This is a genomic window from Flavobacterium sp. (assembly GCF_046155325.1).
Classification (GTDB): domain Bacteria; phylum Bacteroidota; class Bacteroidia; order Flavobacteriales; family Flavobacteriaceae; genus Flavobacterium.
Window position 1 is genome coordinate 1 of record NZ_JBJXDQ010000077.1, and the last position, 13,974, is coordinate 13,974.

Here is a 13,974-nt window from a genome sequence, read left to right on the forward strand (position 1 = left end):
TATAATATTAAAATTTTAATTAAAATAATATGAATAATGATTTTCAAGAACAACTACAAGAATTAGCTTATATTTATGGATTTGATATTAAATTAAATCAGAATTATTCCGAAGTTGGAGTAGTAGATAAAATCAATATTAGTTTAAGCAAAGATGTTATAACTCATAAATCCCCACCGAAAGGGTATCCAGATAGTAAAGAAAAATATGCTGATCCAGCCAACTATAAATACCCCGTAGATACAGAATCGCGTGTTAGAGCGGCTTGGAGCTACATTAATATGCCTAGAAATCAAAGTGGTTATTCGCCTGCTGAAATTTCTGCTATCAAATTAAAAATTAAGTCTGCTGGTAAAAAATTTGGAATAAAATTTAGCGAAGATAATAAATAAGTGTAAATAACAACTATGAAAGAATTCAAATACAAAACAGAACCATTTTTATCTTACGCTAAAGTTATTTACCCAGAGGATGATAGCAAGGGTTTAGCTTTAGCCTCTTTAGATTCGTTAAAGAGAATCGTCCCCGCCGGGATTGATTTTAATGGTAATCCTGACGTTGTGTTTAGTTCTTGTAATGCTGCCGTCATTAATAGAGTCAACAAAAATGGCGATTCTATAGATAATATTGATGCTTTAAATATCTATAAAAACTTTATTTATAAATTTTGTGATCTTGAACATAAAAGAAATTTAATTGTTGGTTCTATTATAAATGCTGGGTTTAGTGCTTTTGGTTCTAATGAAATTTTAACCGAGAAAGATGTTAAAAATTCTAAAGACCCGGTTAATATTTGTTTGGCGTCGGTTGTCTGGAGAGTATTAAATGAAGACTTTGCGGACATGTTAACTAACGCATCCGACGAAACTTCTATTTTATATAATTCTGTTAGTATGTCATGGGAATTAGCTTTTAGCGATTATCAGATTCTTTTAGGTAGTAAAAATTTAAGAGATGCTGAATTAATTACTGATGAAAAACAAATTATTGAATTTTCCAAATTTCTAAAAGCTAATAAAGGTTCTGGAATGACTAAAGATAAAGTCCCTGTTTATAGAAAAATTGTTGGAGATATGTATCCTTTAGGTGTAGGTTTTGTTAAGTCCCCGGCGGCGGACGTAAAAGGAGTTATCGTATCCGATGCTGTTGAAATAAAACAAATTACGACGGGGACTATAGAAATAAACTCTTCAAACGGTCAACATTCTGATTCTTTGTCCAAAGAAAATAAAACATTAAACAAACCTTTTAGAACCCCCGAAGGTCCAAAAAAATTCTCGGTTTATGTTAAGAATGACAAAGGTAATATTGTTAAAGTGAATTTTGGTGACCCTAATATGGAGATTAAGAGAGATAACCCTGCTCGTAAAAGCAGCTATCGCGCTCGCCATAATTGCGACAATCCCGGCCCCAAACATAAAGCCAATTACTGGAGTTGCAAAATGTGGTCAGCTAAACCAGTTAGCGAAATAGTTTCTGGTGATTCAGAATTGAAAAACTATATGTTTTTTCGGAATTTAAAAACTATTAAAAGTGACATAGACCATTTACTTTCTATGGATGAAAAAATAATTGATGCAATTTTATCTGATGGTCACGACTGGGCTAACAATGAGATTTCCACCTCAACAGATGGCATCAAGGACGTTCATAGTTTTTTAATGGATAGGTTTGATGATCTTGATCAAGAAAGTAAAGATTAAATAGTGTAAATAATAGTATGGAAATGGATTTTTCAGAAAAAATTAGAGAACTTATTGAATCTGCAGCTATATCGCGCCCTGGGCCAAAAAGCGGAGCGCAAACGCCAGCGCCCAAATCCGAACGTCGCAAAGGTTCTAACAAAAACCCCAAAGATTCCGCTGGGAAAGGTGGAGGTAAAATTTCCTTCTCGAAAAAAATTGTTAAATCTCTCCAAAACAAAGTCAAAGAACACAATGAAAAGCAAGGTAAGAAAGTTACCCTTTCTCAACTTAAGAAAGTTTATCGTCGCGGTCTTGGAGCTTTTTCTGTTTCTCATCGTCCCGGCCAGTCAAGAAACAGTTGGGCAATGGCTAGGGTTAATATGTTCTTGAAGATGATGCGTGGTGGTCAGGTTAAAGAATCTTATAGAGCAGCAGATCAAGACGTAGCGAAAGGCGAGGAGATTTATTACGAGCAAAAACAGCAAGATTGTTTTCGTGATTTTGATGATTTAGATTTTGATCTTGTTCGTATTGATTTTATTGAAGCAGATATAGATTTAGATTCACAATTCAATATTGATTTATTTGATATAGACTATTCAGAAGCCGAAAAGAAATCGCTCGGAAAACCTTTTAGATTACCTCCTGGTTCTAAGAAGAAATTTGGTGTTTATGTTAAAAATGAAAATGGTAATATAGTGATAGTTAAATTTGGTAACCCTAATATGTCCATCCAAGAGGCTCTTAAAAAAGCTCAAGCTTCAGATTACGAAAACGAAAATCACGAATGGGATGGGAAAACAGAATTTGATCAAAACGAATTACTAAAAATAGATGCATCGCTTAGCCAAGCCGATGAAATGCCAGAATACTCAATTTTAAATAAAGTTAAAACTATGAATAATAAAGATATGGAAACTATGAATAATAAAGATATGGAAGCTCGTGAAATGAACAAGGGCCAATTATCAGCAATAGCAGATAAAGCAGAAAAACTTCTTGAGTTTATTTCTGTTTACGAAGAGGAAGTTACAATACTTGAGCCTTGGGTTCAAAACAAATTAGCACTTATTAGTGATTATATGTCTACAATTTATGATTATATTATGTATTCATCAAAAGAAGAACAATCAGAACAAGAACATTGGGATGGGAAAACTTTTTCAGAAAAATTAGATATTTTAAAAGAAAATCCTTTATTAGCTTTAATTACCGAAGAGGTTAATGAAGAAGATGAAGATAATGACCAAGAAGAAAATGATAACCAAGTAATGATTGCCGATAGATGTTCTTGTAATAATTTAAGAAGTAAACAAGAAATTTTAGCAAAAAATAAAGAAAATATAAAAAATATTGAAATTGAAAATAAAAAATGTGTAAATAGAGATACAAATTTATCTAACATAAATAAAAACTATAAAAAACCGATGAAATTAAAACTACAAGACATTACTAAAGATACACTAGAATCTATTGCTAATATGGACCTTTATGATCTCGCTAAAGAGATGAATGACCAGTCTACTAGATTTGCCGTTGAGCGTGACATGAAAATAGCCGAAACTGATTTAGCCAATAAACATATTGCTGACTTGAAATCTAAGAATGAATCCATAATGGCTGAACTTGAAAAAGTAAAAGCTGAAATGCTTACAATGGAAGAGGCTCGGATGAAAGAAAAAGTTCAAAATGATTTTAATGGTCGCATGTCTGAACTTAAAGACCAATATATGATGGACCCCATGCAGGCAAAATCGATTGCTAAACAAATTCGCGGATTAGACGAAGAAACCTTTGCTTCCTGGCTCGAAGATCATTCCCCATTTTTAGTAGCTAAAGAACACGATAAAAAAATGCCTGATTTTATTAAGGAAAAAATACAAGAGAAAGAAGAACTCGATAAAGAAAAAGAAAAAGACAGCAAAGCTAAGAAAGAATCTTACGCCTCTTTAATTGATGAAATTAAATCTTTAAAACCTGAAACTAAACAGATTGAGAACAAAATCTTAGTTAAGAAAACAACTCAAGACATTTGGGCGGAAGCTTTCGCTGGTCTAGCTGAAGTAAATGATGTAGTTACCAAGTAATAAAAATAAACAAAAAAATATAAAATAAATAAATTTTAGAATCAACCTAATACAGAAAAAATAATAATATGGCTAATCAAATGAATCTCCTCAAGTATAGAAATTACGAAGAACATGATGTAATTAATTTATATGCAACTATAGAAGGTGACCTCACTAAAGGAACCATTCTTGAATATGTGTCTGCCGATCCTGATAACCAAAATGGATTTGGAGTTTCTTTCGCCAATACTCCGGGTTATGCATTTTCTAAGGATTATGTTGTTAACTGGAAAGTTCAGACGGCCACCGCTTATTCTAAGAAAATCGCCGGAATACTTCTAAATGATGTAGTTACTACGATTACTGATCCTTGGAGTGTTGATGCTCGCTTCGTTGATCCTGCCAAACTTGCTGAAAAGCAGGTGGTTGTTTCCGGTCGCGCTGTCCCCTTTGCAACTCGTGGATGGTTTGAAGTTAGCGGTATTGATACTACCTCTGGTGCTCCGGCTCCGGGTTCAGGCGCGTATCTCTCCAATAGCACTCCGGGCACGATTGCCTGTGGTAACATTTCCAACACTGCTGAAGTAAGAGTTCGTATCGGAACCTTTATGACTTCTACCGGCCTTTACGGCGGTGTACTTGTGAAATTTAACCCCTCGTTCTAATCAGCAACAAGATTAAAATAAAAATTATTTAAAAAACCAAAAATAACTTAGAAAAAAAATAAACATATGAGAAAGAAAAAATTTACAATCGCCTCAACCCCTGAACGCTCTGAGTTATTTAAACTTATGGCTAGTGAAGATATGTCGATAGCATATCAATCACAGGTTTCATTTGCCACGTTTCTTCGCCCTATCGTTCAACGGTTAATCGACCAGAAAGCTACGGTTAGTGATATTTTCCGCACGGAAGTTATTGCTAACGGTGCTCCTCAGACTATTCCGATTGATCCTTATGCCGATTACCATGAGGGTGATTTCCATGTTTGGTCAACAAATAGGGCTGGTGGTCTAGCCAGTCAGACCGTCGAAGGTCTTAGCGAGTATCCGTTTACTTATTCTAATTTAGACTCTGCTCTTTATTTAGATAAAAGTTACGTTGAAAATGCTCGACTCGATCTAATGGCGAAAGCTATGAATCGCGTTGTTCAGGAATTTGTTGCTAAACAGGAACGTCTTGGTTGGACTGCGATTCTAACCGCTCTTGCTGCGGGCACTAATACTCAAGGTCAGAATCACGTTATTGATTCTACTACCGAAAATCGTTTACAGCCCGACGACTTCAATCGTCTTCGGACTCTAGTTACTCGGCTTTATCAGTCTTTCGCTGGTGGTTCTATCGCTGGGGATTACGGTTTAACAGATATATATCTTTCACCGGAACGTATGGCCGATTTACGAGCCTTAGCTTACAATCCTGTTAACACGATTGTAGTTCCCTCTGCTGCTACTACGTCCACTGCTCTTGCTCTTCCCGATGCGGTTCGTGAAGGTATCTTCAACGGCGCTGGATTATCTGTATTCCAAGGAATTACTCTTCATGAACTACGTGAGCTTGGTGATGGTCGCAAATTAAGCGTCATTTTCAAAGCCCTTACTACCAATACACCGGCCTTTACTTCTGCTACGGACGATCTAGTAATAGGTATGGACTTGAGCCAAGATAACTGTATTAGCCCAGTTAAAGGTGACTCTGATGGTACTAGCACGGTAAGCATTAAAGTAGACAACCAATTCTACGCTACGAGAATGGAAAAACTCGGCTGGTATTTCAAACGTGAAATAGCATATACGATTACGGATAACCGTTTCATCGTAGGTTTGATTGTATAATACAAACTAATACTCATAACCAAAAAAGCCCATTACTAAAAATAATGGGCTTTTTTATTGTCTTTTTTTAAATATAACTGGACAAATTTAAAACTCTTTTGATAAAAAAATATTAGTAAAAGCAGTTTTATCGACAATAAAAAGACATATTATTTATTTTAATTAAAATATATTAGAAAATTAAATAAAAAAAGTGTAAAGGTAGGTAACAATAGTAAATAACAAACAATAAAAAAATGAAACGAAAAATTAAACAAAACAAAGAATCCGGGGCATCTAAATTTACCAATTTTATTACACCTACCATCACAAACAGAGGGATTTCTTCAATAGATGGTTTATGGGGACTTTCAGTGAAAAATTATAAACTTGATAATTTAGAAGACTACGAAGATAAACTCAAAAAAATGAGCACTATTGATTTAGAAAAACATGCTTTTGAATACAATATTAGCCCGGAAGTTCCGCGAGAAATTATAATTGACCAATTAATTAGATTATTTAAAATGTATTTAATGAAAAATAAGAATAAAATTGAAAGCATCCAGCAAATCTCCCCGGAGTTAAACAAAAAAATAATCTCTTTAATTAATTCTTAATTTTTAATTTATTTATTTTATGGGACGTAAACATAAAAATTTTAATGAAATGTCCGTCGCTAATGGTAAAACATGGAACGAACAAGAAATTGATTGCGCGCAGAAAAAATATCATAAAAATAATATTTCTTTAGCAGAATATACTAATCAAATCAAAAATATGAATAAAATTGATTTGGATCAACATGCAACATCAGTTTATGTATTACCACGCGAAAATCGAGATAATTTAATTGACCAATTAATTAAAGAATTTAAAAAAAAAATTAGTAATTTTATTTAAAAAGTGTAAATTATACAGACTTTAACTTTTATTATATGCCCGCAAATATTCAAACAGCTTCTTATATTTTAATTACTGGTGCCGTTGCCGCTAGCGGCGCGTTTTTTGATGTAGATAAAACTTTAGATAATACAGTTTACTATTTAATTAGTGGAAATAGCGCATCTTCTAGTGCCACTTTTACTTTGGAAGCCCGCGATCCACAAGGCAATGTTGGTTATATTGTAGATACATTAGCTTTAACCGGATCAAGCGTGAGAGGTATAGCAACTTTTAATACCCCAATTTCTAATGGGATTAGAGCGAATATTCAGAATATTTTAAATGCTTCCGGTTATGTTTATTTAGATGCAAGTTATTAATTAATTAATTAATTTATAATTATAATATGCTTAATAATACAAATGGATTAAGATCAATTATTGAAAGTTTAATGACGGCTTCACAGATCAATGAAGCTATTCAGACTATTACTGCAAGCAATATTACTTTTAATACTACTGGTATAGCATTGTCATTTGCTGCAGGCGGTCTTCAGAGTGGAACAATGAGTGGAAATGCGACAATTGCTAGTATAACAGGCGGATCAAATGGAAATAAATTAAGTCTTTGGATTAAAGGTCATGCTAGCATAGATTATACGCTAAAGTGTGGATTGGCGACACCTACTGATTCTTTAATTGATATGGTTACAACTGGTAAAATTATTACTGCGGGAAAAATATGGATATTGACATTTCAAAATGTTAATGGGGGGTGGAAAATTACTGGTTTAACAGGAGGATTTTAGTAGGAGGATTTTAGCATGGCTATTTTTTACTGGAAAGGTGGCGTCAACACTGCGTGGGCCACCGCTACTAACTGGTTCAAGGATGAGGCACTTACCGTTGCTGCTGGAGCTTTCCCAAGTGGCGGCACAGACATCGCGGTGATTCCTGCCAGCGGCTCGTTGGCTAGCATTGCCACTCTCGGAGCCAACCGCACCATTGCTGCGTTTATCGACTTGAGTGGCGGCACATACCGTTTTGAGGCCGTAGATTATACCCTAACGGTTGGTTCGGCAAGTTTTGTTGGAGCAAGCAGCAACAGTGCTGGCAAAATCACGGGCAGTTGCTCGTTCAGTGGTGTAGATTCCAAAAACAACACTGGCGGCACCGTTACCGGTGGTTGTATTTTTGATGGCACCAGCAACAGCTTCCGCAACAACGGCACCGTCATCGGGGGGTGTCTTTTTATTGGAGCCAGTGGTCGTGCCGGAGGAACCATCACAGGCGATTGCCTTTTTAGTGGAAGCAGTACCCGTAATCTTGGCGCAACCATTACCGGTAACTGCATTTTTAGCGAAACTACTGCTCGCCACAGTAGCGGCACCATTACCGGAGATTGTATTTTCAACTCAACAGGCGCGAACTCCGCCACTGTTGTTGGAACGTGTGTTTTTAGTGGCACATCCACCGGCAACAGCGGCACCATTACGGGTAACGCTATATTTCACACCGGAACGGGAATGAGCAACAGCGGCACTGTCAGCGGCGTACTTGTACCCCTTGTTCCCATTACAAACACCGGAACGGCAAGCTCGCTGCCTATCGACGCACTCGTCTCGGGAATTTAACCCTTATGGCTATTTTTTACTGGAAAGGCGGCACATCACCCAACGGACTATGGTCATCGCCGGGACAGTGGTACAAGGATGAGGCGTTAACCGTAGCTGCCGGAGATTACCCGCACAACGCCACGGACATTGCGGTTCTTACAAGTGGCGCGGTGGATAACATTACTGAGTTTGGTGAAGATATCAGTATCGCGGCATTTATCGACTTTACTGCATACGATGACCCCGGTCATCTTACCGCTACGGATTATCCCCTCACGGTTGGTTTGGCAAGTTTTCTTGGGTATGGCAGCACCAACAATGTTAGTATTATAGGTAATTGCATTTTTAGCGGAAATGATTGCTCCAACTCCGGCACTATCGTTGGTAACTGTATTTTTAGTAACGGTTCAGATAACAACGGCACCATTACCGGGGATTGTATTTTTAACGATGCCATCACTCATAACAACGGCACCATTACGGGCGATTGCATTTTCAGTGGGAGCAGCAATCGTAACAACGGCACTATCAACGGCAACTGTATTTTTAATAGCAGCAGCGGTCGAAACTACGGCACCATTAACGGCGATTGCATTTTTGCGTCAAGCGCCCGCAACTTCTCCGGCGGCATCGTCACGGGAACTTGTGTTTCCAAAAGTACCGGAAGTCATATAAACACCAGTACTGTAAATGGGAACGCTATTTTTCACACCGCAACAGGAATAGAAACCGGCATGACCATCACGGGTTCACTAGTGCCTCTAGTTCCAGTTACTGCTACTGGCACAATAGGTAAAAAACCCCTAGACGTATTTGGCGCAGAAATTTAACAATCAACAAAATAAAATAAAATAAAACTATGAGCATCCTAAATCTACAACCCGAAGTCACTAAAGCCGAGCGTGTAAAGCGCCTCACCGACGACATTCTTGAAACCCCGCGTGAAACCGCCGAGCAGTTGTTCCAGCAGTGGGAACGTGCCGTCCGTATGCTTTGGAGCAAGCAGGGCGACATCACCCCTGAAGACAAGCTGGCGGCAATGGGAGCCGACGCGGGGGAACTAATCGCAATGAGCCGCGCCCTGACGGCATTTCTCACCACGACCTGCACCGGCAAGCGGGACGATCTTGTAGCGAAAATCGAGGCGCGTCTAGCGACCATCCCGGCGTTTACCGTGCAGGCAGACGGCACCGTGACCATTGACCCCGTGACCATCGACGAGTAAAATAATACAATAAATAAGATTTCTAAAATTATAAATAATTGGTAGTTTTTAGTGTAAATTGTTTATGCAAATAACATTTACTAATAACTAAAATGCCAAATTATAACATAGAAGAAATAACTCCAGGAACTACTTTTTCTCTAACTTCTGGAATTTCTTATAATTTATCCGGGGTTTCTAATAGTTTAAAAAGTTTGATTAAAGAAAAATATTCTAAAACTACTGGAATATTATCTTTTACTTCTTCAATTGTTGAATCTGGAAATTCTAATACTTTTAAAATCTCTTTAACTTCGACCCAAACTTCTGGATTATCCGCCGGAGTTTATATTTATGAAGTTTTGTTTTTAAGCGGAAGTAATACTTATTCTTTACTTGATGGATATTTACCTGTCGGGCCGTTTTCAGCTTTTTAATTATTTAACTAATTATTTAACTAATTATTTAACTAATTATTTAGTTGGTAATTAGCGTGGTTAGTGTAAATAAGGTATATATAAAAATTTTTAAATACCTGATTTTATGAAATTAATAGATTTAAGCAACGGATTGTTCTACAATGATCTTTTACAAACTGATGACACTTCTGTTGTCAAAATTTTAGAATATTTAAAAGCTAATATAGGACAATTAAACGATCTTATTGCAACTTCTTATATTATTGAAGGAAATGAGGCATCCCCGGAATTACTTCTTGACGAGGCGGCTATTTTTGGCAATATTTATTTAATGAATTATTATCAGAGACAGCAGAAAAATTATTTGGGCGCATCTGGATATGATAATGATTGGTCAGAAATTTCCGAAGGCGACACACGTATTAAAAGAACATCTAGAAATGAAATAGCTAAAAACTATAGACTATTATCAAACGATATACGAGATTATTTATATAAAATCAGTGAATCTTATCGTCGGTGGAAGTGCGTACCCGCAAGTCTACATTCTGAATTCTACTCTGATTTAGCTACTGATTTAACTAAAACTTTGCAACAACCATAAAAAGTTATAATTTAATTGATTGTAAAATAAAATGGCTAATTTAATATCCGCCGAATTAAAAAGCTCAATGTTATCCGCTATAGACAATATAGCAGAAACTTTCGCGCGGAATATAACAATAATCCAAGAAGTTGCTAATGTAGAAGTAATTGATAATGATAATTATAATTTTTTCTCTGATAAAAAAGACTCGAATATAACTTATACAGCCAATTCTACTGTAATATTGGCCAGAATAAAATATTTAGATAAAGCAGAATCGTATACTCAATTAGTATTTGCGGGGCAAGGCGTACCATTAAACCAAAATTATGGAATTATTAGAATTAAAGTAAAAGATGAATATACAGATTTAGTTGCTGGTTCTACAAAAATATTAGTGGACGATCAAGAATGTCAATTGGATTTAAATTATACACCCCAAACCTTTATAGATAAAAATTATAGTGTATTTTATTTAGTAAGACATAAATAAATATTTAAATTATTATGCAAGGTAAAATTATATTAAATGTAGCCCAAATTAGGGATAAAATTGATAGGTTTAGCTATCCCAAAGCGCAATCTATCGGAAAAGAAAAAGCGAGAATTATAACAAATACACATAAAGAAAGATTTTTAAACAAATTTCAATCCCACGATATTACCGAAGAAATCAATGCCGGGGCATCCGCTACTGGAAGTTTGCAAGTTAATGGTAATTTATTTAGTTTTATTGGTTTCGAGTCTGGATCACAACCAATACAAGATTTATATGAATATTTACAAAATTCAATTAAATTGATTGATTTGCCGGGGGTTTATAATGCAGCAACCAAAACCCTTACTTATAAATTTACAAAACCGGAACCAGATCGTATTAAAACGATTACTGATATGGCTAATTATACCGATAATTGGTCCCACGGAAAATCATGGATTAGTATGGTAGAACATGGAATTGCCGGATTAAATAAATATAAATATAGCGATGACCCAACCGTTTTGGGCGGAGATAGTCGTTCGGGAACCGGTATTCAAAGACGCAATGTTATACATTCTAGTGCTAATTATGTTGCTAAAAAATATTTAACAGAATTACTTAAACTATTAGATAAACCTTTATAAATAATGATAACTTCAGCAACAAATGATTTATATTATAGCGCATGTTTATATATAGATCATCAGATATTACAAAGGGGAAGTGGTTTTACCAATCATTCATCTTTATTATACCCTCAGCAAGACCCCGTATTACCCAATAATACGGTATACGCCTCCCCTTTTAAACAATGGAATTATGATACATCGGTAAGTGGGAGTAATGTTCCCACCGGGGTTTATATAAATAATGTTTTTTGTCAAAAAGGAATTTCGGGTTTAAAAATTGATTATATGAACGGTCGTGTTATATTGTCCGGCGGCTCACAATATCAAAATTTAAGAGTAAGTGGTAATTATTCTGTTAAAGATTTTAATATTTATCCTACAACTAAATCTAATGAACAATTAATTTATGAAACGAAATATGAATTAAGACCTAGTTATAATAAAACTTTAAGTGGTGTAGCCAAAAATTCTTTGGTAGTTCCTGGAATATTTATTACCAGTATTAACTTTAGTAATGAACCTTTTGAATTTGGCGGGACTATGGAAACGACGGCAAATGTTCATTGTGTTATTTTAGCTGACAGTATAGATCAACTAAATGCCGTTGGCAATATATTAATGGATCAAAAATCTTCTTATTTCCCAGTTCTGTCAAAAACGCCCTTAAATTACTATGGAGATTTTAAAAGTGGTAATTATAATTATTTAGAATATATTGGAAATCCAGTTTCAAATGGGCTGGCTTATATAGCCGACGCAGATTTTTATAAAATAAGTGATAAAAATTTTAGTGATAAATATCCAGATTTGAAATTTGGCATGTCCGATTTCGAGATAAAACTCATGAGATTACCAAATAAATCTATAATTTAATACTAAAATAAAATATTTTTGCAAATCGTGCAATAAAAAGTGTAAAGATATATACAAATTATTACTATAATTATTTTAATCAACAAACAAAAACAATAGAAACTTAATATTATGCCCAGAAATAGAATTATCTCACAGTCTCAAGCAGTGTATGTATCAACCGGAAGCACCGCTAGCGGTTACATGTTATTTCCCGGTGGAACGGGTCATGCTGGTGGTGGCGCAGGTACAATCAATACACTCAAACAATTACATCGTATCCAAAGTGCTAACTATAGCACCAATGTAACTAGAACTGATATTAATCAATATGGTCAATTATCTTCTCTAGAACGTGTTATTTTACAATCTCCTACCGCTGCTATCAGTCTAGATTATCTAGTAGCTAATGCTTACAATGCTGGAATTTTAGGTTTTTCTGTTGATGGCACGGCGGGTATGGCTTCTGGTATTTTTACTAGAGAGCAAGATGAAAAGAATTACTTTGTCTCTACCGTTCGTGAAGGTGAAGATGCTATTGGTAACAGTGATGCCGATTCTACTAAATTTACTATTGGTATCGGTAATGGTTATATTACTAACTTTACAGCGGCGGGTAGCGTAGGTAACTTCTCTACTGAATCTGTCACGATTGAAGGACTAAACTTAGCGTCTTATGCTGGCTCGACTGGTTTAGCTAGCCCGGCGGTTCTTCCTTCTAACGGTTCACGCGTTAGCACCCTTGGTAATAACAACTTTACTATCCCGGCAGCCGTTTCGGGTGTCGTCGGCGGCATATCAGCTATCCGTCCGGGCGATATAACTGTTTCTTTAAGTAATTCTACTCTTGGCCCGGTTGTTACGGATATGAAAATTCAGAGTTACAGTCTAAGTGTTCCTCTTGCAAGAACTCCTCTTAATAGACTAGGTTCTCCGTTCTCTTTCTCGAAAGAGCTACAGTTCCCGATTCAAGCCACGCTTGCAATAGAAGCAGAATTAGGTGACATGGTAGAGGGTGATACTAGCGCGATCTACGCTAATGATACCGAACAAGGTATCAATATTGTCCTCAGAAAACCTCAGGCCGGTGGCGGTGGCCCGATTGCTGTCCAGTATATCATTACCGGCGCAAAACTAGAAAGCCAAAGTTATACGTCACAAATCGGTCAAAATAAGAGAGTGTCTCTACAGTTTATAACGACCATCGGCGGTCCTTCTGACAACAAACATAATGTGAAAATCAGCGGTGTACTGGTGTAACTACTTAATAGTAATTAAATAGTAATAATAAAAAAAGCGAGATTGAAAAATCTCGCTTTTTTTTTGTACTTTATTAAATTTTTAGTGTAAAGTATAATGTATTATTCAAATTAGTAAGGTAAAAGGTAAAAGGCAAGTCAGTAATAAATATATGAAAGTAGATCAAGTAGAGGTATTAAATTTCCAAAATCAAAGAGTTTTTGCAATATTGTCTCGTGATATATTATGTCTTTTTGAAGATTTAAAGGTTGTTCACGATATAAATTTTAATAAATTAAAGAATAACCTGCCGGAAGAATGCGCGGCTGTTGTAGATATAAGTAATTATCTAGACGAGGCATCCTTTTCACATTTAAGAAAAAGAATTTTGGATAAAATAAACTCAGCAAAAAGAGATTTAGATTTTTCAGTTAACGATATTTTTTAAATTTTTAGATAAATTAAATAAAAAAAAAGTATATAATTAATAATAAAA

Annotated in this window: 19 protein-coding genes; all 19 read left to right on the forward strand. The window is 35.5% G+C overall.

The window, feature by feature from the left end:
• Positions 1-29: 29 nt before the first annotated feature.
• Positions 30-392 (forward strand): DUF6582 domain-containing protein, encoded by a 363-nt coding sequence (locus tag ACKVOD_RS05170; protein ID WP_409208406.1) that lies wholly within the window; start codon positions 30-32, stop codon positions 390-392.
• Positions 393-407: 15 nt separating this feature from the next.
• Positions 408-1,703 (forward strand): hypothetical protein, encoded by a 1,296-nt coding sequence (locus ACKVOD_RS05175; protein WP_409208407.1) that lies wholly within the window; start codon positions 408-410, stop codon positions 1,701-1,703.
• A 23-nt stretch (positions 1,704-1,726) separates the two neighbouring features.
• Entirely contained in the window at positions 1,727-3,772 is a 2,046-nt protein-coding gene (locus tag ACKVOD_RS05180) for a DUF5824 family protein (RefSeq protein ID WP_409208408.1), read from the forward strand.
• 68 nt (positions 3,773-3,840) lie between these two features.
• Positions 3,841-4,419, forward strand: coding sequence for a hypothetical protein (locus tag ACKVOD_RS05185; RefSeq protein WP_409208409.1), 579 nt, complete (start codon positions 3,841-3,843; stop codon positions 4,417-4,419).
• A gap of 66 nt (positions 4,420-4,485) precedes the next feature.
• A complete protein-coding gene (locus ACKVOD_RS05190; RefSeq protein WP_409208410.1) occupies positions 4,486-5,589 on the forward strand; it encodes a hypothetical protein in 1,104 nt (367 codons plus the stop codon).
• Positions 5,590-5,825: 236 nt separating this feature from the next.
• On the forward strand, positions 5,826-6,188 hold the full coding sequence (locus ACKVOD_RS05195; RefSeq protein WP_409208411.1) for a hypothetical protein: 363 nt from the start codon (positions 5,826-5,828) through the stop codon (positions 6,186-6,188).
• A 19-nt stretch (positions 6,189-6,207) separates the two neighbouring features.
• Entirely contained in the window at positions 6,208-6,471 is a 264-nt protein-coding gene (locus tag ACKVOD_RS05200; protein WP_409208412.1) for a hypothetical protein, read from the forward strand.
• Positions 6,472-6,506: 35 nt separating this feature from the next.
• Positions 6,507-6,833: a hypothetical protein gene (locus ACKVOD_RS05205; protein ID WP_409208413.1), complete on the forward strand. Its 327-nt coding sequence runs from the start codon at positions 6,507-6,509 to the stop codon at positions 6,831-6,833.
• A 26-nt stretch (positions 6,834-6,859) separates the two neighbouring features.
• Complete coding sequence (locus tag ACKVOD_RS05210) at positions 6,860-7,261, forward strand: hypothetical protein (protein WP_409208414.1); 402 nt, start codon at positions 6,860-6,862, stop codon at positions 7,259-7,261.
• 15 nt (positions 7,262-7,276) lie between these two features.
• Positions 7,277-8,086, forward strand: a complete 810-nt coding sequence (locus tag ACKVOD_RS05215) for a hypothetical protein (RefSeq protein ID WP_409208415.1) — start codon at positions 7,277-7,279, stop codon at positions 8,084-8,086.
• 5 nt (positions 8,087-8,091) lie between these two features.
• A complete protein-coding gene (locus tag ACKVOD_RS05220) occupies positions 8,092-8,898 on the forward strand; it encodes a hypothetical protein (RefSeq protein WP_409208416.1) in 807 nt (268 codons plus the stop codon).
• Positions 8,899-8,927: 29 nt separating this feature from the next.
• On the forward strand, positions 8,928-9,293 hold the full coding sequence (locus ACKVOD_RS05225; RefSeq protein WP_409208417.1) for a hypothetical protein: 366 nt from the start codon (positions 8,928-8,930) through the stop codon (positions 9,291-9,293).
• A 92-nt stretch (positions 9,294-9,385) separates the two neighbouring features.
• Complete coding sequence (locus ACKVOD_RS05230; RefSeq protein WP_409208418.1) at positions 9,386-9,709, forward strand: hypothetical protein; 324 nt, start codon at positions 9,386-9,388, stop codon at positions 9,707-9,709.
• Positions 9,710-9,815: 106 nt separating this feature from the next.
• A complete protein-coding gene (locus ACKVOD_RS05235; RefSeq protein ID WP_409208419.1) occupies positions 9,816-10,295 on the forward strand; it encodes a hypothetical protein in 480 nt (159 codons plus the stop codon).
• A gap of 31 nt (positions 10,296-10,326) precedes the next feature.
• Complete coding sequence (locus ACKVOD_RS05240) at positions 10,327-10,770, forward strand: hypothetical protein (RefSeq protein ID WP_409208420.1); 444 nt, start codon at positions 10,327-10,329, stop codon at positions 10,768-10,770.
• Between the two features lie 14 nt (positions 10,771-10,784).
• Positions 10,785-11,402: a hypothetical protein gene (locus ACKVOD_RS05245; protein ID WP_409208421.1), complete on the forward strand. Its 618-nt coding sequence runs from the start codon at positions 10,785-10,787 to the stop codon at positions 11,400-11,402.
• A 3-nt stretch (positions 11,403-11,405) separates the two neighbouring features.
• Positions 11,406-12,260: a hypothetical protein gene (locus ACKVOD_RS05250; protein WP_409208422.1), complete on the forward strand. Its 855-nt coding sequence runs from the start codon at positions 11,406-11,408 to the stop codon at positions 12,258-12,260.
• A 111-nt stretch (positions 12,261-12,371) separates the two neighbouring features.
• Entirely contained in the window at positions 12,372-13,499 is a 1,128-nt protein-coding gene (locus ACKVOD_RS05255; RefSeq protein WP_409208423.1) for a hypothetical protein, read from the forward strand.
• A gap of 151 nt (positions 13,500-13,650) precedes the next feature.
• Positions 13,651-13,926, forward strand: coding sequence for a hypothetical protein (locus ACKVOD_RS05260; RefSeq protein ID WP_409208424.1), 276 nt, complete (start codon positions 13,651-13,653; stop codon positions 13,924-13,926).
• The last annotated feature ends 48 nt before the right edge of the window (positions 13,927-13,974 follow it).

Coding starts and splice junctions, on each gene's coding strand:
- ACKVOD_RS05220 (WP_409208416.1), top strand. CDS start 8,092: ATGGCTATTTTTTACTGGAAAGGCGGCACATCACCCAACGGACTATGG.
- ACKVOD_RS05190 (WP_409208410.1), top strand. CDS start 4,486: ATGAGAAAGAAAAAATTTACAATCGCCTCAACCCCTGAACGCTCTGAG.
- ACKVOD_RS05195 (WP_409208411.1), top strand. CDS start 5,826: ATGAAACGAAAAATTAAACAAAACAAAGAATCCGGGGCATCTAAATTT.
- ACKVOD_RS05185 (WP_409208409.1), top strand. CDS start 3,841: ATGGCTAATCAAATGAATCTCCTCAAGTATAGAAATTACGAAGAACAT.
- ACKVOD_RS05205 (WP_409208413.1), top strand. CDS start 6,507: ATGCCCGCAAATATTCAAACAGCTTCTTATATTTTAATTACTGGTGCC.
- ACKVOD_RS05200 (WP_409208412.1), top strand. CDS start 6,208: ATGGGACGTAAACATAAAAATTTTAATGAAATGTCCGTCGCTAATGGT.
- ACKVOD_RS05230 (WP_409208418.1), top strand. CDS start 9,386: ATGCCAAATTATAACATAGAAGAAATAACTCCAGGAACTACTTTTTCT.
- ACKVOD_RS05180 (WP_409208408.1), top strand. CDS start 1,727: ATGGATTTTTCAGAAAAAATTAGAGAACTTATTGAATCTGCAGCTATA.
- ACKVOD_RS05240 (WP_409208420.1), top strand. CDS start 10,327: ATGGCTAATTTAATATCCGCCGAATTAAAAAGCTCAATGTTATCCGCT.
- ACKVOD_RS05245 (WP_409208421.1), top strand. CDS start 10,785: ATGCAAGGTAAAATTATATTAAATGTAGCCCAAATTAGGGATAAAATT.
- ACKVOD_RS05175 (WP_409208407.1), top strand. CDS start 408: ATGAAAGAATTCAAATACAAAACAGAACCATTTTTATCTTACGCTAAA.
- ACKVOD_RS05210 (WP_409208414.1), top strand. CDS start 6,860: ATGCTTAATAATACAAATGGATTAAGATCAATTATTGAAAGTTTAATG.
- ACKVOD_RS05225 (WP_409208417.1), top strand. CDS start 8,928: ATGAGCATCCTAAATCTACAACCCGAAGTCACTAAAGCCGAGCGTGTA.
- ACKVOD_RS05170 (WP_409208406.1), top strand. CDS start 30: ATGAATAATGATTTTCAAGAACAACTACAAGAATTAGCTTATATTTAT.
- ACKVOD_RS05215 (WP_409208415.1), top strand. CDS start 7,277: ATGGCTATTTTTTACTGGAAAGGTGGCGTCAACACTGCGTGGGCCACC.
- ACKVOD_RS05255 (WP_409208423.1), top strand. CDS start 12,372: ATGCCCAGAAATAGAATTATCTCACAGTCTCAAGCAGTGTATGTATCA.
- ACKVOD_RS05250 (WP_409208422.1), top strand. CDS start 11,406: ATGATAACTTCAGCAACAAATGATTTATATTATAGCGCATGTTTATAT.
- ACKVOD_RS05235 (WP_409208419.1), top strand. CDS start 9,816: ATGAAATTAATAGATTTAAGCAACGGATTGTTCTACAATGATCTTTTA.
- ACKVOD_RS05260 (WP_409208424.1), top strand. CDS start 13,651: ATGAAAGTAGATCAAGTAGAGGTATTAAATTTCCAAAATCAAAGAGTT.